General features: G+C 75.0%; 23 protein-coding genes. 15 read left to right on the top strand and 8 right to left on the bottom strand.

Annotated elements, in window-relative coordinates:
* Nucleotides 1–35 precede the first annotated feature (35 nt).
* Nucleotides 36–1,031, top strand: coding sequence for an iron-containing redox enzyme family protein (locus MCM47_RS07720; RefSeq protein ID WP_238859739.1), 996 nt, complete (start codon nt 36–38; stop codon nt 1,029–1,031).
* A gap of 45 nt (nt 1,032–1,076) precedes the next feature.
* Here the strand turns inward: MCM47_RS07720 and MCM47_RS07725 are convergent, their stop codons facing one another.
* Entirely contained in the window at nt 1,077–1,310 is a 234-nt protein-coding gene (locus MCM47_RS07725; protein WP_238859741.1) for a CDGSH iron-sulfur domain-containing protein, read from the bottom strand.
* On the bottom strand, nt 1,294–1,950 hold the full coding sequence (locus MCM47_RS07730; RefSeq protein WP_238859743.1) for a HemK2/MTQ2 family protein methyltransferase: 657 nt from the start codon (nt 1,948–1,950) through the stop codon (nt 1,294–1,296). Before MCM47_RS07730 ends, MCM47_RS07725 begins: the two co-directional genes overlap by 17 nt.
* Before the next feature lie 347 nt (nt 1,951–2,297).
* On the opposite strand from MCM47_RS07730, the gene MCM47_RS07735 reads away from it, so the two are divergent.
* The 7 genes from MCM47_RS07735 (at nt 2,298) to MCM47_RS07765 (ending at nt 5,993) form a co-directional block, all read left to right on the top strand.
* Nucleotides 2,298–3,026, top strand: a complete 729-nt coding sequence (locus MCM47_RS07735; RefSeq protein ID WP_238859745.1) for a GAF and ANTAR domain-containing protein — start codon at nt 2,298–2,300, stop codon at nt 3,024–3,026.
* Nucleotides 3,027–3,085: 59 nt separating this feature from the next.
* Nucleotides 3,086–3,811: a GAF and ANTAR domain-containing protein gene (locus MCM47_RS07740; RefSeq protein ID WP_238859747.1), complete on the top strand. Its 726-nt coding sequence runs from the start codon at nt 3,086–3,088 to the stop codon at nt 3,809–3,811.
* A 127-nt stretch (nt 3,812–3,938) separates the two neighbouring features.
* Nucleotides 3,939–4,163: a DUF6480 family protein gene (locus MCM47_RS07745; RefSeq protein ID WP_238859749.1), complete on the top strand. Its 225-nt coding sequence runs from the start codon at nt 3,939–3,941 to the stop codon at nt 4,161–4,163.
* Nucleotides 4,164–4,266: 103 nt separating this feature from the next.
* Nucleotides 4,267–4,503 (top strand): DUF6296 family protein, encoded by a 237-nt coding sequence (locus tag MCM47_RS07750; RefSeq protein ID WP_238859750.1) that lies wholly within the window; start codon nt 4,267–4,269, stop codon nt 4,501–4,503.
* A 125-nt stretch (nt 4,504–4,628) separates the two neighbouring features.
* Nucleotides 4,629–5,087: an SRPBCC family protein gene (locus MCM47_RS07755; protein ID WP_238859752.1), complete on the top strand. Its 459-nt coding sequence runs from the start codon at nt 4,629–4,631 to the stop codon at nt 5,085–5,087.
* Between the two features lie 213 nt (nt 5,088–5,300).
* Nucleotides 5,301–5,726, top strand: a complete 426-nt coding sequence (locus MCM47_RS07760) for a hypothetical protein (RefSeq protein WP_238859753.1) — start codon at nt 5,301–5,303, stop codon at nt 5,724–5,726.
* Between the two features lie 54 nt (nt 5,727–5,780).
* On the top strand, nt 5,781–5,993 hold the full coding sequence (locus MCM47_RS07765) for a DUF6296 family protein (protein WP_238859754.1): 213 nt from the start codon (nt 5,781–5,783) through the stop codon (nt 5,991–5,993).
* A gap of 115 nt (nt 5,994–6,108) precedes the next feature.
* On the opposite strand, the gene MCM47_RS07770 is transcribed toward MCM47_RS07765, so the two are convergent.
* The gene (locus MCM47_RS07770) at nt 6,109–6,528 is read right to left on the bottom strand and encodes a CBS domain-containing protein (RefSeq protein ID WP_238859755.1); all 420 of its coding nucleotides are present in this window, start codon (nt 6,526–6,528) and stop codon (nt 6,109–6,111) included.
* Nucleotides 6,529–6,771: 243 nt separating this feature from the next.
* Between MCM47_RS07770 and MCM47_RS07775 the strand changes: the two genes are divergently transcribed.
* On the top strand, nt 6,772–7,353 hold the full coding sequence (locus MCM47_RS07775) for a DJ-1/PfpI/YhbO family deglycase/protease (protein WP_238859756.1): 582 nt from the start codon (nt 6,772–6,774) through the stop codon (nt 7,351–7,353).
* 147 nt (nt 7,354–7,500) lie between these two features.
* Here the strand turns inward: MCM47_RS07775 and MCM47_RS07780 are convergent, their stop codons facing one another.
* The 3 genes from MCM47_RS07780 to MCM47_RS07790 all read right to left on the bottom strand — a co-directional run bounded on the left by MCM47_RS07780 (nt 7,501) and on the right by MCM47_RS07790 (nt 10,411).
* Complete coding sequence (locus tag MCM47_RS07780) at nt 7,501–8,055, bottom strand: HAD-IIIA family hydrolase (protein WP_238859757.1); 555 nt, start codon at nt 8,053–8,055, stop codon at nt 7,501–7,503.
* 227 nt (nt 8,056–8,282) lie between these two features.
* Entirely contained in the window at nt 8,283–8,846 is a 564-nt protein-coding gene (locus MCM47_RS07785; protein WP_238859759.1) for a hemerythrin domain-containing protein, read from the bottom strand.
* A gap of 104 nt (nt 8,847–8,950) precedes the next feature.
* Nucleotides 8,951–10,411, bottom strand: a complete 1,461-nt coding sequence (locus tag MCM47_RS07790) for an aminotransferase class I/II-fold pyridoxal phosphate-dependent enzyme (protein WP_238859761.1) — start codon at nt 10,409–10,411, stop codon at nt 8,951–8,953.
* A gap of 402 nt (nt 10,412–10,813) precedes the next feature.
* On the opposite strand from MCM47_RS07790, the gene MCM47_RS07795 reads away from it, so the two are divergent.
* From MCM47_RS07795 to MCM47_RS07820, 6 genes are all read left to right on the top strand, one after another.
* Nucleotides 10,814–11,350 (top strand): hemerythrin domain-containing protein, encoded by a 537-nt coding sequence (locus MCM47_RS07795; RefSeq protein WP_238859763.1) that lies wholly within the window; start codon nt 10,814–10,816, stop codon nt 11,348–11,350.
* A gap of 103 nt (nt 11,351–11,453) precedes the next feature.
* The gene (locus MCM47_RS07800; RefSeq protein ID WP_238859766.1) at nt 11,454–12,014 is read left to right on the top strand and encodes a hemerythrin domain-containing protein; all 561 of its coding nucleotides are present in this window, start codon (nt 11,454–11,456) and stop codon (nt 12,012–12,014) included.
* Between the two features lie 144 nt (nt 12,015–12,158).
* Nucleotides 12,159–13,007, top strand: a complete 849-nt coding sequence (locus MCM47_RS07805; RefSeq protein WP_238859768.1) for a VOC family protein — start codon at nt 12,159–12,161, stop codon at nt 13,005–13,007.
* Between the two features lie 15 nt (nt 13,008–13,022).
* Complete coding sequence (locus tag MCM47_RS07810; protein WP_238859770.1) at nt 13,023–13,316, top strand: helix-turn-helix domain-containing protein; 294 nt, start codon at nt 13,023–13,025, stop codon at nt 13,314–13,316.
* An 87-nt stretch (nt 13,317–13,403) separates the two neighbouring features.
* Nucleotides 13,404–13,772: a hypothetical protein gene (locus tag MCM47_RS07815; RefSeq protein WP_238859772.1), complete on the top strand. Its 369-nt coding sequence runs from the start codon at nt 13,404–13,406 to the stop codon at nt 13,770–13,772.
* A 58-nt stretch (nt 13,773–13,830) separates the two neighbouring features.
* Nucleotides 13,831–14,925, top strand: coding sequence for a Ku protein (locus MCM47_RS07820; RefSeq protein WP_238859774.1), 1,095 nt, complete (start codon nt 13,831–13,833; stop codon nt 14,923–14,925).
* A gap of 39 nt (nt 14,926–14,964) precedes the next feature.
* Here the strand turns inward: MCM47_RS07820 and MCM47_RS07825 are convergent, their stop codons facing one another.
* Together MCM47_RS07825 and MCM47_RS07830 are read right to left on the bottom strand one after the other, a co-directional pair.
* Nucleotides 14,965–15,297 carry a sulfurtransferase TusA family protein gene (locus MCM47_RS07825; protein WP_238859776.1) on the bottom strand — a complete coding sequence of 111 codons (333 nt, stop codon included), beginning with the start codon at nt 15,295–15,297 and terminating at the stop codon, nt 14,965–14,967.
* A 109-nt stretch (nt 15,298–15,406) separates the two neighbouring features.
* The gene (locus tag MCM47_RS07830; protein WP_209413824.1) at nt 15,407–15,559 is read right to left on the bottom strand and encodes a hypothetical protein; all 153 of its coding nucleotides are present in this window, start codon (nt 15,557–15,559) and stop codon (nt 15,407–15,409) included.
* Nucleotides 15,560–15,675 lie beyond the last annotated feature (116 nt).

Genomic DNA, 15,675 nt, shown 5'->3' on the forward strand with positions numbered 1-15,675 from the left:
CGCCGAGCCGTCGCCGAGTGCCGGGGGAGCGGGCGGTGAGCGGCCTGTTCGGCCCGCGCGGGCCTTTGTCGGAGGCGGTCCTGGGCCTCGTGACGGCCGGGCCGCCCGGCGCCGGGCGGCTGCTCGCACCGCCCGGCCCGTTCACCGACCCCTGGGGCGAGGACCACCAGCTGGCGCTGCACCTCTGCTACGAACTCCACGACCGCGGCCTGCCGGGCATCCACCCCGGCTGGGAATGGGAGCCCGAGCTCCTGCTGCTGCGGCGGGCTCTGGAGCGCTCCTTCCTCGCCGCGGTGCGCTCCGCGGCGGAGCCCGTCCGGCCGCTGTCCGAGGTTCTGGACGCGATGCTGGTCGAGCCGGCCGAGGGCACCGGCCCCTCGCACTTCCTGCTGGCCGAGGGCGAGCGCCGGCACGTCCGCGAGTACCTGGTGCACCGGTCCGTCTACCACCTGAAGGAGGCGGACCCGCAACTGTGGGTGCTTCCGCGGATCCACGGGCCGGCCCAGGCGGCGCTGATGGCGATCGCCTACGACGAGTACGGTGCCGGCCGGCCGGACCGGGCCCACTCGGTGCTGTTCGCGCGGATGATGGCCGCCTTCGGCCTTGAGCCGCGCTACGGGCACTACCTGGACCTGGTGCCCGCGCCGGCCCTGGCGGTGGTCAACCTGATGACGCTCTTCGGCCTGAACCGGGCGCTGCGCGGCGCGGCCGTCGGGCAGTTCGCCGCGATCGAGATCACCTCCTCGCCCGGCTCCGCCCGGCTGGCCGCCGCGCTCGAGCGCCTGGGCGGCGGACCGGACGGCACCCTCTTCTACCGTGAGCACATCGAGGCGGACGCGGTGCACGAGCAGCTGGTGCGCCGGGGGGTCATCGAGGAACTGGTCGCGGCCGAGCCGGAGCTGGAACCGGACATCGCGTTCGGCCTGACGGCTGCCGAGGTGCTGGACGACCGCTTCGCGGACCACCTGCTGGGCTGCTGGCGGGCCGGTCTGACGTCCCTCCGCGCGCCGCTGCCGGACCCCTGGGACTGAGCTGAGCGGGGGTTCCGGGCCGGAACCCCCGCTCCCGCCCGTGCCTCACTCGCGCCGGGGCCGGCTGCGCCGCCGGTGGCTGGTGTCGCAGAAGGGGTAGCGGCGGCTCCGCCGGCACGCGCACAGCGCCACCACCGGCCGCTCGGACGTCCGGACCGTGCCGTCCGGCAGGACCACCTCCACCGGCCCCTCGACGAGCAGCGGCCCGCCGGGCACGACGACCACCCGGGTCGCGGGCCGCTCGGTGCCCGTCGGTACCCGCTCAGTGCTCCCGGACACCGCGCACCACCACCAGCTCTTCCTCGCGCTCACCCGGGGCGATCAGCCCCAGCCGCTCGAACAGCCCGGCCCGTGCCGTCATCACCGGCCCGAACGGCTGCCGTCGCCGGGCCGCCACGGCCGTGCGCAGCCCGGCCCGGCGCAGGGCCGCCAGTGTCGCCGGGACGTCCGCCAGCGAGGACTGCACCACCAGCAGCACGCCGCCGCGGGCCAGCCGGCCCGGCGCCGCGCCGCAGAGCCGGTCCAGGACCAGCCGCCCGTCCGGCCCGGCGTCCCACGCCAGGGCGGCGCCCCGGGCCGTCGTGCCGGTCCCCGCCCGGGTCGGGACGTACGGGGGGTTGGCGGTGATCAGGTCGAAGAGCTGTCCGGCGACGGGCGCCAGCAGGTCGCCCCGGCGGAGCCTGACGCGGCGCCGGTGCAGCCGGGTGTTGAGCCAGGCGGCGAGGACGGCGCGGACGGACAGGTCCACCGCCGTGACGCTGGCCCCGTCCCTGGCCGCCGCGAGGGCGACGGCCCCCGTCCCGGTGCAGAGGTCGAGCACCCGGCTGGAGCCGTCCAGACGCTCGCGGTGCACGCAGGAGGCCAGCAGTTCCGTGTCGCCCTGGGGCGGATAGACGCCCGGCGGTCTGATCAGCAGCATGCCGGGCGGCTGCCCGGCTCGGCGCCGCGCAATCCCCGCCGGGCCGGCCAACGGGGCCGGCGTCAGGTCCGGGGCCGGCCGGGCCGGCTGCGCGCCGGCCGGGGCTCCCCGGTGGCTTCCCGGCCGATTGGGTGACCGGCCTGCCCCGGATGCCGAGCGTGTACGGCGTCGCGCGCCGGGTAGGCGCGCACCGGAGGACAGGGCGCGGCTGCGACGCGTGGCCGGGTCGCTGCCCGCAGCCCCCCTATACGTCGATGATCACGCCGCGGCGCGAGGCGGCATGACCACCCAGACGGCGGCCGCCGCCCGCGGGCGGCGGGGCGACGACCGAAGAACGAGGCACGGAGATGGCCGATCTGACGCGGATCGCGCAGATCATGGCCGAGGCCGTTAACGGCCCGGGCCGGAGCGCGCTGGCGGAACGGCTCTGCGCGGCCTGCGTCGAGGCCCTGACCGTGGAGGCGGCGGCGATCGTGCTGATGGCCGACACGGGCCACCGCGCCGGTATGTGGGCCAGCGACCCGCGCGCCCGCCGGCTGGAGGAACGGCAGTTCAGCCTCGGCGAGGGCCCGGGGGTGACCGCGTTCCGCGGCCGGCGCCCGGTGGCGGTGGCCGATCTCCTGTCGACCGACGAGGTGCGCTGGCCGGTGCTGATGGCCGACCTCGCGGCGGCCGGGCCCGACGCCGGGCGGCTGCGCAGCGTGTACGCCTCTCCGCTCCACCTCGGCTCCGCCGGCATCGGCGTCCTCAGCCTCTACCGCTCCCGGCCGGGCATGCCCGGCCCCGAGGAGATCGCCCACTTCCAGGTGGCCGCGACCAGCGTGACCCTCGCGATCGTCGGCTCCTTCCTGGGGCCGACCGGCGACGACACCGCCCGGTCGTGGCTGGACGAGCCGCCGCTGAACGGCGTGGAGGTCGACCAGGCGGTCGGCATGGTCATGGTGCAGCTGAAGGTCCCCGCGGGCGAAGCCCTTGACCGCCTGCGCGCCCACGCGTTCACCCGCGGTCGGGAGGTCGAGGCGGTCGCGCACGACGTGGTGCAGCGGCGGCTGCGGTTCACGGAGGAGGACCGGTGACGGATGACCAGTGGTGGGGCACGGGCGTAACCTTGCCCCGAGGGGAGATGGAGGCGGTCATGACGCGCGAGGCCCGCGTGAACGAGGCGTTCGCCGGGCTCACCGGGACACTCGTCGGCCGCGGCTACGACACCGTCGAGTTCCTCCACCGGCTCACCGAGGTGTGCACGGCGCTCAGCGGCACGGCCGGCGTCGGCCTCGTCGTCGCGGACCGCCACGGCGCGCTGCGGGACATCGCCTACTCCAGCGACCGGGTCCGTCGGCTGGAGGCGCTGCAGATCGCGGAGGGCGAGGGGCCCTGCCTGGACTGCCACCGCACCGGGGAGCCGGTGGTCGAACGGGACCTCTCCCGGGACCGGACGCGGTGGCCCCGGTTCGCGCCGCAGGCGCTGGCGCTCGGCTTCCGCTCGGTGCGCGCGGTGCCCCTGCGGCTGGACGGCCGGTCCGTGGGCGCCCTCAACGTGTTCGACGTCCGCCCCGGGGTCGAGCCAGGCCAGGACGGCCCGGACATCGTCCAGCCGCTCGCCGACCTGGCCGTGATCGCGCTGCTCCAACGCCGGCACGGGCGGGAGCAGACCGCGGCCGAGGAGATCGGCAACGCGCTGGTGGACCGCACCGCCGTGGAGCGGGCCAAGGGCGTGCTCGCCGAGACGGGAGGGCTGGACACGGACACCGCGTTCGAGGTGCTCCGCTCCCACGCCCGCCGCAGCGGCACCGGGGTGGCCGACGTGGCCCGCGCACTGGTGGACGGCCCCCTGGACCCGGCCACGGTGCTGGCGGGCTGACCGTCGGCCGGCCCGCCCGGAGAAGCCTCCGGCTCCGCCCGTGGCGATTCCCCCACCGCGGCCGTTTCCCGTCCCCGGGCCCGGGAAGCCGCCGGGTGTCGGAGCCGAATCCACCTGGGGTGCCACCATGACCACACCCGATCCCGATCCCGACCGTACGCCGGCGCTGGACGAGCACGGCACGCTGCCCGCCGGAGAGACCCCTCCGGCCGAAGGGGGGATCTCCGGAATCTCCCACCCCGAGCCGGTGGAGGTGCGCAAGGCCTGGGGCGCCTGGCCGGCCTTCCTGATCATCCTGATGGCCCTCGCGGCGTCCGCCATGCTGATCGGCATGATGGTCGCCCTGGCCTGACCGCTCCCGCGGCGGCCCGTCCGGGCGCGGGGCCTTCCGGCCCGTCCCGCTGCCCGGCCGGGAGGGACAATCGGTGCAGAGGGTGGGAGTGAGGAGGCGGATCATGAGGAGCCTCAACCGCCGCTACGCGGTGACCCTGCCCGGGCCGGTCGGCGGCCACGCCCCGCCGGCCGTCGTGGTCGTCCACGCGACCGACGCCGTGGGGCCCGGTGGCGGACTGATCTGGGAGGACGCCGGCGGACGCCTCCGGGTGGAGATCGCCGGCGAGGTGGCCACCGTCCTCGAAGCCCCCGCAGGCTGCGGCCGGCACACCTGCCTGCAGGCCGTGCCGCTGCCGTGACGTGTACGTCACGGACCGGGGCGCGGGGGCCGCGCCGCGGCCGCGGGGTTACACCGGCGCCGAGCGGGCAGACGCGCGGGCGGGTGGCCGGGACAGGCCCGGCCGCAATCCGCGAGGAGGCCCAGATGAGCATGGTCAAGGAGTCGGTCGACGTCGACGTGCCGCTGCACACGGCCTACAACCAGTGGACGCAGTTCGAGGAGTTCCCTCGCTTCATGGAGGGCGTCGAGTCGGTGACCCAGCTGGACGAGCGCCACAACCACTGGCGGACCAGCATCGGCGGCGTCACCCGCGAGTTCGACACCGAGATCGTCGACCAGCTGCCCGACGAGCGGATCGCCTGGCGGACCATGGACGGCGACGTGCAGCAGCACGGCGTGGTGACCTTCCAGCGCCTCGACGACCGGCACACCCGCATCAACATGGCCATCGACTTCCGCCCCCAGGGGATGGCCGAGAAGGCCGGCGACATGATGGGCATGGTCGACCGGAGGGTGAAGGGCGACCTGCGGCGCTTCAAGAGCTTCATCGAGGAGCGCGGCCGGGAGGAGGGTGGCTGGCGCGGCCGCATCAGTCCCGGCTGATCCCGCGCCGACCGCAGTGCGGCCCCGGTCCTGCGACCGGGGCCGCGTCGTGCCACCCGCGGCCGCGTCGTGCCGCTCCGCCGGCTGGGCGCCGCAGCGGTGCACCGCCCTCCGCGCCCGCCCCGGTGTGTGCTCCTCGGCCGACGTGCCCTGGCGGCGGCGGCCCCTCACACCGGCCGGGTTGGCCCCGCACCCGCGGGGTAGGCGCGGGCCATGGAAGACTTCGGGATCCCGGAGGACGAACCCTTCGGTGACGAGGCGGACGTGTTCGACCTGTGCGACCACTGCGGCCGCGTCCTCGCGGACGAGGACGTGCTGGGAGCGCTCGTGCCGGACTCCTCCGCGTTCCACGCCACCGACCCGGGCCTGGACGGCAAGCGGGTGCTGACGGCCTGCTCCGTCGACCACCTGGCCGTTCTGGTCGAGGAGTACCGGCAACGCCCGTTCGTCGACGAGGAGCAATGGGCCGGCAAGGTGTGCCGGGCGCTCACCGACTCCGACGAACCCGTTCCGCTGAGCGTGGTCGCCGAGCTGAGCGGCCTTTCGGTGCGGCAGGCCGAGCAGGGAGTCGAGTGGCACAACGCCAGGGCCCAGGAGTGGCGGGCGCGCTACGGCGATGGCGACGGCGACGGCGAATAGGAGCGACCGACGGGGGCGGAGCGCCGAGACCGGGACCGGCCGGAAGGACCAGGGATGAAGAGAGCCAAGCACTACCGTCTGGTCGTGGACGACCCGTACGGCGAGGTGGTGCTCACCGCCTCCGGTGCCATGGGCGACGACGGCACCGAGGTCTACGTGGACGACACCGGCCAGGTGCGCGTCGACATCGACCACGACGGCATCGTCCGGACGATGACCACCACGCTGCCCCTCGGACACCCGCTCCGGGCCGAGCCGCTGGACTGACGACGCACCGACCACCGACCGTGCGGTGGCCTCGACGCGCCGGGCTCTCGGACCGACGGGCGGCCGGGCCCGGGCGCTCCTCCGCCCGGGCCCGGCCTTCGTCGTCCGGTGTGCGTCAGCCGTTGGGCTCGGCCGCGCTGATGTCCGCGAGGGCCGACGACGGGTCGCGGTCCACGGCGAGGTCGCCCAGCGAGACGACACCCACCGGCCGGCCGTCGTCCACCACCGGCAGGCGGCGCAGCGCGTGACGTCGCATCAGGTCGACGGCGCGCCCGATGTCGTCGTCCGGGCCGACGCTGATCACCTCGTTGCTGCAGATCTCCCCGACCGTCGTCTGCGCGGGGTCCCTGCCGTCGGCCAGTGCCCGCACCACCAGGTCGCGGTCGGTGACCATTCCGCAGAGCCGGCCGTCGTCCATCACCAGCACGTCGCCGATGTCGGCGTCACGGATCCGGCGGGCGGCGTCGTGGACCGAGGTGTCCTGGGCGAGTGCGATCGGACTCTCGGTCATGACGTCCTTGATCGTCTGGGGCATGATGTCGCCTCCAAGGGGGGGCGGACTGGGCATGTGCCTGGCGGGTCGCGTCTGCCCGCCGGCCCCTGTGCGAGACGGCGGGCCTGCCCCGACGGAGCCGCGGTTCCGGCGGCGGGTGGCTCGGTGGGCCCCATCCGGCATGGCGGCCGGAATACCGGGCACCCGCCGAAGTCCGGGGCGCGGGCGGCGTACGCACGGGCCCGACCACGACCACGCGCCTCCAGGACGCACTGAGGAGGAGACATGACACGCGAAGCACCCGACACCAAGGTCCTGGCGATCGTGACCAACTACGGCGTCGAGCAGGACGAGCTCCTCGTCCCGGTCCGGCACCTGCGGGAGAACGGCGTCCAGGTCGACATCGCCGCCCCCGACCGGGACGACATCCACACACTGGTCCGGGACAAGGACCCGGGCGAGACGGTGCGTCCGACCCTCACCCTCGACGAGGTGGACGCCTCCGGCTACGACCTGCTGATCATCCCGGGCGGCACGATCAACGCGGACACCCTGCGGCTGCGGCAGAAGGCGGTCGACATCGTGCTGGCCTTCACCACGGCCGGCCGGCCGATCGCCTCGATCTGCCACGGGCCGTGGCTGCTGGCCGAGGCCGGGGTGGCGTTCGGCAAGCAGCTCACCTCGTTCCCGTCCCTGCGCACCGACCTCGGCAACGCCGGCGCGAGCTGGACGAACGAACCGATGGTCACGGACGACGCCAACGGCTGGCGGCTGGTGACCTCCCGCAACCCCGACGACCTGGAGCACTTCCTCCGCGGCATCGACACCGCCCTGCGCCTGCGCTCCACCACCGCCGGCGTGCCCTGAGCGGCCGGACCCGGCCTGCAACGGCTCCGCCCGACCGGTTGAAACCGGCCGGGCGGGTTCGATGCGCGTCTCGTGCCGTCTCTCCTGACGGCCGGGACCGCGGGGCAGGACGACCGCGGGGCAGGACGTGGCGGGGCGGCGGTCGGGTCAGCGCCGCAGCAGGAGATCGGCGGCCTGCTCCGGGCCGTCCGCGGCGCGGCAGGTCGTCAGCGTGCAGGGGGGCTGGCACGGGCCGGTCGCCGGCCGGTCCGCCTCGGGGACGCGGATCGCGTGCGCACCCGCCGCCAGGGCGGCGGCGATCACGGAGTCGCTGCAGCCGATCACCGTGACCCGGGCGGGGGGCAGGCCGAGCGCCGCGCAGGCGGCCGTCACCAGGGCGGGCGCCGGCATGTGGCAGGCGCAGTGGTCGTGCGATCCGTGCGGGCAGACCGCCCAGACGTCGATCGGACCCAGCAGCGCCTCGGCGCGGGCCTGGACGGCGTCGACCTGCTGACGCCCGATCAGGCCGCGCGCCACGCCGGGCTGGTTGCTCAGCACGCCGATCGCGAAGCCGGAAGCGCGCAGGACCGCCAGGGCGGCCCGGACGCCCGCCATCGGGTGCACCATGGCGGGGTCGCCGTTGCAGGCGACGTCCTGGAGCAGCGTGCCGTCGCGGCCGAACAGGACGGCGCCGACCGCGGTGCCGCCGGTCCGGGCGGACACCCACGGTCCGGACCGCTCCGTGCCGCCGCCGGAGGGGCGGGGCTGCGGAATGGTCGGTACGGGTGTTCCGAGGTACGCCATACTCCTGCGGGTTGCCACCGGACGAGGTGTCAAACGCCGTCGGCCGAGACGTCTCCGGCGTGGTTTCCGGCGCGGGTTCGCGGACAGCGGCTGAGGGCTCGGCGGTCGACGGCCCGGCACGGCCGGCGCACCGGTCGAGCGCGGGTTCAGGGCGAGTGCCGGTGCCGCGCGCTGTCGTGACCGGTGAGGCCGTCGCGGACGGCGGCGATCGCACCGGTGCCGGGCGGAAGCCCCCAGACCGGCGCGTCGGGCGACCCGGCCGGCCGGGCCTCGTGCAGCCGGCGAGCGCACCGGCGCAGCTCCTCGGGCGAGACCCGGGCGCGCAGCGCGGGGAACAGCCGCTCCTCCTCGCCCCGCAGGTGGGCGCGGAGCACCACCGTCAGCGCGGCCGTCGCGCGACCGCGCTCGGGCGCGGAGTGCCGCTCGTCCACCGCGCGGTCCAGCAGTTCGCGGATGGTCGCGTGGGTGTGGGCGGCGGCATCGGCGAGCGCGCCGCCGGCCGGGAGGCGGCGCCGGACCAGTGGATACAGGTACGCCTCCTCGGCGGCGAGATGGGGGGCGAGAAGCAGGCGCAAGGCGTGCAGCAGTCGCAGGTCCTCGTCCGCGGCGGACCTGCCCCGGGCGCGTTCGCCGTCGAGCCGCCGCAGCAGCGCCTCGACGGCCCGGTGCTCGGCACACAGTTCGCTCGGGAACCCTTCCGCGCCGTGCATGGCGGTCTCCGTCCGGCTGGGATGTGAGGGGGCGGTGAACGGGGCGCTTGCCCGGTTCACCCCGTCCCAACCACGCGGCGGCCCGTGCACCGTCCGCCGGGGGCTCAGACGACGACGCGCAGGGTGTCGAGCGTCCCGTCCGCGGCGTCCGGGACGACCATCCCGGCCGCGACGCCCGTGCGCAGGTACTCGACCACCTCGCGGCTCAGCCGCTCACCGGGCAGTGCGGCCGGGACCCCGGGCGGGTACGGGGTCAGCACCTCGGCGGCGATCCGGCCGGCCGCCCGGGTGACGGGGATCGCCTCGGCGGCGCCGAAGAACGCCTCGCGGGGGGTCAGCGCCTGCTCCAGCCGGAGGTCGGCCGGGTCGGGGACGTCGATCTCGGCCGCGGGCCGTAGCTCGCCGACGTGGTCGACGAGGTCACGCAGCGCGTCCACCAGGGCGCTGACGGTGTGGCGGTCGTCGGCGAGGCTGAGCTGGGCGCTGATCCGGCGGTGGTCCGCCAGATGCAGGTCCATCCGGTGGTGGGCCCGCAGCCAGTCGGCGGCCTGGTAGCCGTCCGTCCGCAGACCGGCCAGGTCCACCACCAGCTGCAGCGGATCGAAGTCCGCCGCCCGGTGCAGCGCGCAGTACTCGGAGCGGCCGTAGAGCCTCAGGCCGGGGATCAGGCCGATCCGCTGCCGGGTGGTGGCGGCCAGCCGCAGGGCGTGATCGAACAGCTCCCGGCCGTGCTCGACCATCTGCCGCCGCCAGCCGTCCAGGGCCGCGTACACGAGCACGGACGGGCTCGTGGTGCCGACCAGGTCGGCGCGCGCCCGCAGCTTCACGGGATCGACCAGGTCGCCCTGCACGTGGTAGACGGAACCCTGCTCCAGCCCGGCGCCCGTCTTGTGCACCGAGGTGACGCACAGGTCCGCTCCCGCGTCCATCGCCCAGGCGGGCAGCCGCGGGTGGAACGGCAGGTGGGCGCCCCAGGCCTCGTCGACGATCAGCGGCCGGCCGCGCTCGTGGCAGGCCTGGACGGCCCCGGCCAGGTCCGCGCAGCCGCCGTAGGGGGTCGGGCTGGTGACGAGGGCGCCGGCCGCCTCCGGGTGCTCGGCGAAGGCCTTGGCGTAGGCCCGCGCCGACGGCGGGTGGGCGAAGTGCAGGCTCCGGTCCCACTCCGGGTCGACCCACACCGGGTGGACGCCGGAGAGGATCAGCCCGGCCGCGACCGACTTGTGCACGTCGCGGCCGATCAGCAACCGTTCCCCGGGCCCGGCTACGGCGAGCATGGCGGCCTTGACGGAGAGCGAGCTGCCGCAGGTGGAGAAGTAGGCGAGGTCCGCGTGGACGGCGTCGGCCATCAGTTCCTCGGCCTGCAGGAGCACCTCCCCGGTGGAGCGACGGTCGTCGAGGCCCGCGGTGGCGAGCACGTCGGCCCGGAACAGGGCGTCGCCGAGGGCGGCCCGGACCCGGGGATCGGCGCCGCGGCCCTGCTTGTGGCCGGGCGGGGTGAACGCCAGCCGGCCCTCTTCGTGGTAGGCGCCGAGGGCTTCGAGGACGGGTGCGCGTGAGTGGTCCATGGCCGGGCGGCTGCCCGGGTGCGGCGGGTGGAAACTCGGCCGGCGCCGGCCGCAGGGCGGGGCCGGCCGCAGGGCGGGGCCTCGCCCGTACCGAGCGGCCGCCCCGGGGGTGGTAACCGGAGCCGGGACGTACCGGGCGGATGCCCCGCACCGAGCCCGGCAATCCTGGCGGTGGCGGTGGCGGTGGCGGTGGCGGTGGCGGTGGCGGTGGCGGTGGCGGTGGTGCTTGTGCTTGTGCCTGCGCCTGCGCCCGTGTCTGTCCCTGGGCCGGGCGCGGCCCGTCCTGGGTCCGGGCGGAGCCCGGCGTTTGGCCGTCGACCGGTCGGGGACACGCCCGGTCGGGCGGGAGGCCGTCGGCGGGGGAACCGTCCGCGGGGGGAGCCGTCGAGGAGGAGACGAGCGATGTCGAACGATGCCATCGTCCTGCTGCGGGAGGACCACAAGGAAGTGCGCCGGCTATTCCGCGAGTACCGGGGGCTCGCCGACGGCGACGGCCCGGGCGACGACCAGGGCCACCAGGGCGGCCACGACCAGGCACGGCGCGAGGCGGTCGAACGGATCGTCGAGGCCCTGACCATCCACACCTACCTGGAGGAGGAACTGGTCTACCCCAGGATCCGCCGGGAGGTGCCCGACCTCGCCGAGGAGATGGACCGCGCGAAGGAGGAGCACCACGTCGCGGACGTGCTCTGCGAGGAGCTCAGCCGGATGACGCCGGAGGACCAGGGCTACGACGCCAAGACCGCCGTCCTGATCGAGGCGGTCGAGCGGCACATCGAGCAGGAGGAGGGCGCCTGGTTCCCCAGGATCAGGGCCGCGCTCGGCCGCAAGGAACTCCAGGAGATCGGCCAGCGGATGCAGGCCGTGCGCGAGACGGCGCCGCGCCACCCGGCCCACGGCGGCATGCTGCACCGCATCGCGAACGCGCTCGAAGGCTGACCACCGGAGGGCCGACCACCAGAGGCCCGAAGGTCCCGCCACGGCACGGAGCCGCGACCCGCCCCGGGAAGGGCGGCCAGCGGACCGGAGAGGAAGACCGACCGTGTACCCCGACGAAGACCTGCTCGACCAGCTCACCGCCGACCACCAGGCTGTGCTGGTCCACTTCAGCGAACTCACCGGCCTGCCCAGCGGCGACCCGCAGCGCAAGCAGCTGGTCGACCTGCTGACCGACCGGCTGGTCCGCCACACCCGCGCCGAGGAGGAGCTGCTCTACCCGCCCGCCCGCGAGCGGCTCGCCGACGGCGCCGAGGTGGTCGACGGCGAACTCGCCGACCACCACGCGGTCGAGACGCTGCTCGAAGAGCTCCGCCGCACCGAGGCCGGATCGCCCCACTTCGACCGCCTGGTCGCCCGCCTGGACGAGGAGGTCACCCGGCACGCCGGCGACGAGGAGGCGCGGCTCTTCCCGGCCCTGCGCGCCGTCACCACCGAGAGCGAGCGGCGCGTCCTGGCCGCCCGTGCGCACGAGACCAAGGATCTCTCCTCCGGCCGCCCCCGCCACCATCCCCCCAGCGCACGCCCGGCCGATCATCTGCCGCCGCCGGAGCGCCCCCTCACCGCGCGGCTGCGTGACTTCCTGGCCCCGGGCGGGCCGCACTGACCGGGCCGGCCCGGAGCTCCGGCACCGCGCCCACCGACCGAGAGGAATGACCGCCGTGCGTGAGGAAGTCGCCGCCCCGACCGGACGGCCCCCGGGCCCCGGCCGCTCGGTCCCCCTCGGCCGCCCCGGCACAGGGAGCCGGCCATGACACCGGAATCCTCGCCGAACCCGTGCTGCGTCCCCGCCGCCCCCTGCTGGGTGAGCCTGCTCAGCCGGGACGCCCTCGCTGCGAAGACGTTCTACGGCCCGCTGCTGGGCTGGACCTTCCGACAGGTGCCGAGCCCCTGGGGCCCGTACCTGCACGGCCTCGTCGACGGCGCGGTCGTCGCCGGCATCGCGGAGGTCGCCCGTCAATGGGAGTTCCCGGTCACCTGGACCACCTACTTCGGAACGGAGGACGCCGACGCCACCGCCGAGCGGGTGCGGTCCGGCGGAGGCACGGTCGCGGTCGGACCGCTGACCCTGGACGGCGGCCGCATCGTCCTCGCCGCGGACAACCAGAACGCCGCCTTCGGCATCTGGCAGGCGCAGCAACGACCGCCCCGCCGCCTGTGCGGGCCGGGCGCTCCGGTCTGGACCGAGCTGCGCACCGGCGACGCCTTCGCCGCCGCGTTGTTCTACGGCCGTGTCTTCGGCTGGGACGAGCGGGATCCGAACCGGTACGAGGTGCGCTACGAGCACGACCGGGTCGTCCTGCGGATCGACGGCCGGGAGGCGGCCGCCCTGCGCGGCGGCGGAGTCGAGGCCACGCCGGAGCCGGTGCTGCGCACCCGCTGGCACGTGTACTTCGAGGCGGAGGACGTGGACCGGTCGGCGCAGGACGCCGTCCGCCTGGGCGGACGGATCGCCGCACCCCCGGCGGACTCCTCCTACGGCCGGGTGGCCGCGCTCCACGACCCGGAGGGCGGGCTGTTCCATCTCGTCTCCGGTCCGCCCGGTGCGCGGGCGCAGGCCGGCAGCCGCGCTCTCGTCGCCGGCGATCAGCGGCCCTAGCCCGGAGGCGTGGACATGGGCGCACCGACCGGTCCGGTACGGCAGTGGACCTTCCTGACCAGCCACGCCCGTGTCCTCGTCCAGATCGCGCGCGACCCCGGCATCCGGGTCCGCGAGATCGCCGCCCGCTGCCTGCTCACCGAGCGCGCGGTGCAGCGGATCATCGTCGACCTGGAGGAGGCCGGCTACCTCAGCCACGAGCGGCAGGGGCGCGTGAACCAGTACCACGTCATCGCCGGCAAGCAGCTGCGTCATCCGGCCGACAGCGGGCCCACCATCGCGGAGCTGCTCGCCGTCCTGCTCCGCTGAGCCGACCGCTCGCTCCGGCCGTCCCGCCGGGCGCCACGGGTTTGACCGCGGCGAACGCTGCCGAGACGCGGAACAGGTGGTGATGGCATGAAACTCACCCATCCGGCCGACACCGGCGGCGACCGGCGCAGTCGTTTCGCCAGCCTCGCCGAGGCCGGGTCCAACTTCACCGGCTCGCTGCTCTTCTCCAGCGTGTGCGTGCTGCTGGTCACGGCGTTCGTGCTGCTGTACGCCGTGGACGCCCCGGTCGGCGTGCAGTTCTTCGTCGGAGACCTGATGTCGGCGGTGACCCTGCTGTTGCTGGCCCTGCTGAAGAACTCCGAGCGCCGGGCCGATCGGGCCGTCCAGCGCAAGCTCGACGCGATCGCCGCCGCGCTCCTGGAGGAGCAGGAGGGGCGCCCGGGCGAAGCCCAGCAGGACCTCCGCGACGCGATCCGGATGGAGGAACAGATCTGACCGGCGGCGGACGAGGCGGCCGGGGGAACCACGACGAAGGGGGGACGAGGAGGCGCAGATGGCCAGACCCGTGTGGAGCGGCGTGCTCACGTTCGGCCTGGTGACCGTGCCGGTGGCCCTGTACACGGCGACGGAGGACCGCTCGGTCCGCTTCCACCAGCTCCAGCGCGGGACTTCCGACCGGGTCCGCAACAAGCGGGTGAACGAGCGCACCGGCAAGGAGGTCCCCTACGCGGACATCGTGAAGGGCTACGAGCTCACCGAGGGCGAGTACGTCGTCGTCGAGCCGGAGGAGCTGGAGCAGATCTCCCCGGGCCGCTCGAAGACGATCGACATCTCCGGCTTCGTCGACCTGGACGAGATCGACCCGATCTACTTCGACCGCACGTACTACCTCGGGCCCCGCTCGAAGGAGTACGCCAAGATCTACGCCCTTCTGACGCAGTCCCTCGAACGGTCGCACCGCGCCGGGCTGGCCATGTTCGCCATGCGCGGCAAGGAGTACCTGACCGCCGTCCGCGCGGAGCACGGCCTGCTCGAACTGCACACCATGCACTTCGCCGACGAGGTCCGCGACCCACGGCGCGAGGTGGACGGCCTCCCCGGCGAGGAGGTGAAGCCCAGCACCAGGGAGCTGGACACCGCGGAGCAGCTGATCGGCATGCTGGAGGTCGACTGGGATCCGCAGGAGTACCACGACACCTACGCGGAGCAGGTGCGCAAGCTGGTCGAGGACAAGGCCGCCGGCCGGGAGATCGCCGTCTCCGAGGGGCCGCCGGCCGAGGCCACCAACGTGGTCGATCTGATGGACGTGCTGCGCCGCAGCCTGGAGGGTGCCCGGGGCGGGAAGGCGCCGTCCGCCGCGGTGGGGTCCGCGGACGAGGCGCCCGCCGCCGGGAAGGCGGCTGCGAAGAAGTCGGCTGCGAGGACGGCCACTGCGAAGAAGTCCGCTGCGACAACGGCCGCTGCGCGGAAGGCCACGGGCGGTCGTGCGGCGGCGAACCAGAGGGAGGATCTCGGCCGGCTCACCAAGGCCGAGCTGTACCAGCGCGCGACCGACCTCGACATCCCGCACCGCTCCACCATGAACCGGGACGAGTTGCTGGACGCCGTCCGGAAGGCCGGTCGGAAGCGCCTGCGCGCCGCGTCCTGAGCCGGCCTGCGCGGAGGCCGGCCCTGCGCGACCCGCAGGTCAACGGCCTGCCGGGGGTGCCTGTTGCACCGTCGTCGTGCGCCAGGGAGCGGCGGGGTGGGTCGGCACCGGGTCATCGGCCAGGCGCAGGGCGTGGACGTCCCGGCCTCGGCCGGTCTCGTCGCGGACGGGGCCGAGGTAGGCGTGGCCGGTGAGGTGACACCAGGCGGGCAGGTCGAGAGGGGCCGCCGGGTCGGTGGTGACGACGTGGACGATCGTGCCGCCGGGAGCGCCGGCGATGAGCCTGCGCAGGTGGAGCAGCAGGGTGACGCAGAGCATTCCGCTGCCGTCGACCAGGAGCGGGGTGCTCACGCCGCCGGTGGTGCGGGTCATGCGGTGGCCCCGACGGGAACGGCCGACAGGCGCCCTGCGAGTAGGGCGCCTGTCGGCCGGTCGGCGGTCCCGCCGTCACGCCGTGGGTGACGGCCCGCCGCGGTGGTGCTCATCCGCCGAGGCGGGCGAGGAGCAGGCGCGCCCGCCGGGTCTTGGCCTCGGCGCGGTTCTTCAGGTACAGCGCGTGGGCGAGGCGGTGCTGCTCGGCCTCACGCATCCGCTCGTCGATGATCGCGCGCGCGGTGTCGAGGTGGTAGTTCATGACGGTCGTTCCCCCTGCCGGCGGGTGGCCTGCCGATGGCTTCGGCATCGGCTCCGAAGGCCTCCCTGCGCCTATGATTCTACACCAATTCTTGGAGAGGGGTCGCCATTTCGGAG

This window comes from Kitasatospora sp. A2-31 (genome assembly GCF_022288725.1).
Taxonomy (GTDB): domain Bacteria; phylum Actinomycetota; class Actinomycetes; order Streptomycetales; family Streptomycetaceae; genus Kitasatospora.

What these genes read in the sequence shown, in the direction of transcription:
- MCM47_RS07730 (WP_238859743.1), bottom strand. Translation starts at nt 1,950, where the DNA reads ATGCTGCTGATCAGACCGCCGGGCGTCTATCCGCCCCAGGGCGACACG.
- MCM47_RS07735 (WP_238859745.1), top strand. Translation starts at nt 2,298, where the DNA reads ATGGCCGATCTGACGCGGATCGCGCAGATCATGGCCGAGGCCGTTAAC.
- MCM47_RS07740 (WP_238859747.1), top strand. Translation starts at nt 3,086, where the DNA reads ATGACGCGCGAGGCCCGCGTGAACGAGGCGTTCGCCGGGCTCACCGGG.
- MCM47_RS07745 (WP_238859749.1), top strand. Translation starts at nt 3,939, where the DNA reads ATGACCACACCCGATCCCGATCCCGACCGTACGCCGGCGCTGGACGAG.
- MCM47_RS07750 (WP_238859750.1), top strand. Translation starts at nt 4,267, where the DNA reads ATGAGGAGCCTCAACCGCCGCTACGCGGTGACCCTGCCCGGGCCGGTC.
- MCM47_RS07755 (WP_238859752.1), top strand. Translation starts at nt 4,629, where the DNA reads ATGAGCATGGTCAAGGAGTCGGTCGACGTCGACGTGCCGCTGCACACG.
- MCM47_RS07760 (WP_238859753.1), top strand. Translation starts at nt 5,301, where the DNA reads ATGGAAGACTTCGGGATCCCGGAGGACGAACCCTTCGGTGACGAGGCG.
- MCM47_RS07765 (WP_238859754.1), top strand. Translation starts at nt 5,781, where the DNA reads ATGAAGAGAGCCAAGCACTACCGTCTGGTCGTGGACGACCCGTACGGC.
- MCM47_RS07770 (WP_238859755.1), bottom strand. Translation starts at nt 6,528, where the DNA reads ATGCCCCAGACGATCAAGGACGTCATGACCGAGAGTCCGATCGCACTC.
- MCM47_RS07775 (WP_238859756.1), top strand. Translation starts at nt 6,772, where the DNA reads ATGACACGCGAAGCACCCGACACCAAGGTCCTGGCGATCGTGACCAAC.
- MCM47_RS07785 (WP_238859759.1), bottom strand. Translation starts at nt 8,846, where the DNA reads ATGCACGGCGCGGAAGGGTTCCCGAGCGAACTGTGTGCCGAGCACCGG.
- MCM47_RS07790 (WP_238859761.1), bottom strand. Translation starts at nt 10,411, where the DNA reads ATGGACCACTCACGCGCACCCGTCCTCGAAGCCCTCGGCGCCTACCAC.
- MCM47_RS07795 (WP_238859763.1), top strand. Translation starts at nt 10,814, where the DNA reads ATGTCGAACGATGCCATCGTCCTGCTGCGGGAGGACCACAAGGAAGTG.
- MCM47_RS07805 (WP_238859768.1), top strand. Translation starts at nt 12,159, where the DNA reads ATGACACCGGAATCCTCGCCGAACCCGTGCTGCGTCCCCGCCGCCCCC.
- MCM47_RS07810 (WP_238859770.1), top strand. Translation starts at nt 13,023, where the DNA reads ATGGGCGCACCGACCGGTCCGGTACGGCAGTGGACCTTCCTGACCAGC.
- MCM47_RS07815 (WP_238859772.1), top strand. Translation starts at nt 13,404, where the DNA reads ATGAAACTCACCCATCCGGCCGACACCGGCGGCGACCGGCGCAGTCGT.
- MCM47_RS07820 (WP_238859774.1), top strand. Translation starts at nt 13,831, where the DNA reads ATGGCCAGACCCGTGTGGAGCGGCGTGCTCACGTTCGGCCTGGTGACC.
- MCM47_RS07825 (WP_238859776.1), bottom strand. Translation starts at nt 15,297, where the DNA reads ATGACCCGCACCACCGGCGGCGTGAGCACCCCGCTCCTGGTCGACGGC.
- MCM47_RS07830 (WP_209413824.1), bottom strand. Translation starts at nt 15,559, where the DNA reads ATGAACTACCACCTCGACACCGCGCGCGCGATCATCGACGAGCGGATG.